This window comes from Streptococcus sp. 121, from assembly GCF_016458205.1.
Taxonomy (GTDB): Bacteria; Bacillota; Bacilli; order Lactobacillales; family Streptococcaceae; genus Streptococcus.
Genome location: NZ_JAEMED010000075.1, coordinates 1 through 2,086, shown reverse-complemented (window position 1 = coordinate 2,086; position 2,086 = coordinate 1). Strand labels below are relative to the sequence as shown.

General features: G+C 32.7%; 2 protein-coding genes and 1 pseudogene. 1 reads left to right on the top strand and 2 read right to left on the bottom strand.

Annotated elements, in window-relative coordinates; translation table 11 throughout:
* Positions 1-178, bottom strand: a pseudogene (locus JEQ21_RS09705) (IS1380 family transposase); the annotation flags it as partial.
* 176 nt (positions 179-354) lie between these two features.
* Positions 355-870 (bottom strand): YbhB/YbcL family Raf kinase inhibitor-like protein, encoded by a 516-nt coding sequence (locus JEQ21_RS09700; RefSeq protein ID WP_199365308.1) that lies wholly within the window; start codon positions 868-870, stop codon positions 355-357.
* A gap of 117 nt (positions 871-987) precedes the next feature.
* On the opposite strand from JEQ21_RS09700, the gene JEQ21_RS09695 reads away from it, so the two are divergent.
* Positions 988-1,860 (top strand): LysR family transcriptional regulator, encoded by an 873-nt coding sequence (locus tag JEQ21_RS09695; protein WP_199365307.1) that lies wholly within the window; start codon positions 988-990, stop codon positions 1,858-1,860.
* Positions 1,861-2,086: the final 226 nt, after the last annotated feature.

Below are 2,086 nucleotides of genomic sequence, written 5' to 3'. Positions count from 1 at the left end.
CTGAGTAAAGAGGGGAATGGCGTTGATCATTAGTGACTAAATATTTGGAAATTAACTCAGCCAGCTTCAAGACCTCAAACAATTCTTTAAAGAGAATCAGTCCGCCATAATTCGTAAGATTTCCTCCCTCAAAAGAAAAATTCTTGTTTTTAGCATTATTATTTGTTAGACTGAACATGTGGATTTCCTTTCTTTTTGTGGTTTTGCTTTCACTTATATCATAAAGGGGAAATCCTTTTTTGTCTAGTCGAATGTTTCACCCAATGGGTGAAAAGCAGAATCTTCCAGAAACCCTGTGATCAATACGGTTTCTGGAAGGTTTTTAAGTTAGGTATGAATAATTTGGGATAAAATTTAATATTGGCCAATAACCTCCACACTGACTCTATCCAATAAAATTGGATAAACTGAATCCAATAATTCATTGTAATAAAAATCCTTTTCTAGACCTGTTTTTTCACTCAATGCAAACACCTCTAGGGTATATCGGTGATTTTTATCAGGTGGAGTTGGGCCTACAAAGATGGAATCAATTTCCGAAAAATCTTCTCCTAATAAGGGACTGGAAAAACTATTTTTTCCTTGAATGAGAGTATCCTCATACTCTCGACTATAATTCTCGGGAATCGTTATCTCTACCCCAGTAACATCAATGTCTGAGACAAGCCAATGAACCCAAGGAAAAGAGCGAACTGGAATAACATCGTAGTCAATTAATGAAATAGCTAAATACTTTGTACCTTTTGGTAAATTTCTAACCTTAAACGGAAAAGAGCGAACTGGATTTCCTTGAAGCGTATCCTCAGGAAGAGCATTTTTTCCAAATTCTTTAGGTAAGATATGATCTGTAAACGGTAATTCAATAAACATTTTTTCTCCTTGTCATAACTTAAATATTACAAGGAATATGATATACTGAATAGCAACATTTTAAAATGTGGAAATAATGAATAGATTATTCGTTTTTTACTTATGAAGGAGTTACATATGAATTTAGATTGGTACTACACTTTCTTAGTTTTGAGCAAACATCTGAACTATCATAAAGCTAGTGCTGAATTATTTTTAACGGAGCCTACTCTCCATCAGCAAATAAAAAAACTAGAGAAATACCTCCAAGTTAAACTGTTTGAAACAGTTGGTAGAAATCTCACACTCACACAAACTGGTCAAGATTTTATTCCAATAGCCCAAAAAATAATTTCAACCCACGAAGAAGGGGTTCAAAAAATTCGATTAAAAGATAAAAAACTTGAGGATAAAATCAGTATCGTTGTTTCTCCCTATATTGCTAATTACTTACTTCCAAAATTTCTTCCAACTTTTTTTGAAAGATATCCCTCAATTGATATCTCTATTACTGTCTTACAAAAAGACATTGCTCAGACAATTGAAAAGAATCAATTTGATATTGGGATTGCCCGAGAAGAACCATTTACAACCAAAATTAATATTGAAAAAATATGCGAAGGTAAAATAGCCTTGTTTTTTCCAAAGGAAGCTGATTCATTAAGCGAGATTGAATTATTTAAGAAATATAAAATATTGTCCGACAATCACCCAATTTATTGGTCAAAGACGAAGCAAGAAATAACAAACCTGGTACCAGAAGCACAATTTACTTCCATTCACGATATCTCAATCACTGAAAAATTAATAGGAATGGGGCAAGGGATTTCACTGCTTCCGCTTTACCTTACAACGAATTTTAATCCACACATCGGCTTTCGTCTACCTGAAAAGATTTCAACTCCGGTTTCATTTACCTATATGATGAATCGAAAAGAATCAAAACTTATTAAACTTTTCAAGCAAGAATTTAAAATATTCATCGATACCGAACAAAGTAATCTTTCTTAAACAAAATTCACAAACATCTAATCAAAGGCAAAGCGACGAAACTTTCCCCTATAACCAATAATCTCCACCTTCAATCAACTATTCTTGAACAATCATAAACCCGAATTATTCATACCCTGAATATCTTTGCGTAACTATCAAAAAAATCATCAGAAACAAGCAATAAATAATTGCAATTCTGATGATTTTTATGAACGATCAAGCTTTTCTATAAATAAAGATGGGT

Bases quoted from the DNA above. Each gene is read 5' to 3' on its own strand.
- JEQ21_RS09700 (WP_199365308.1), bottom strand. From the start codon at position 870: ATGTTTATTGAATTACCGTTTACAGATCATATCTTACCTAAAGAATTT.
- JEQ21_RS09695 (WP_199365307.1), top strand. From the start codon at position 988: ATGAATTTAGATTGGTACTACACTTTCTTAGTTTTGAGCAAACATCTG.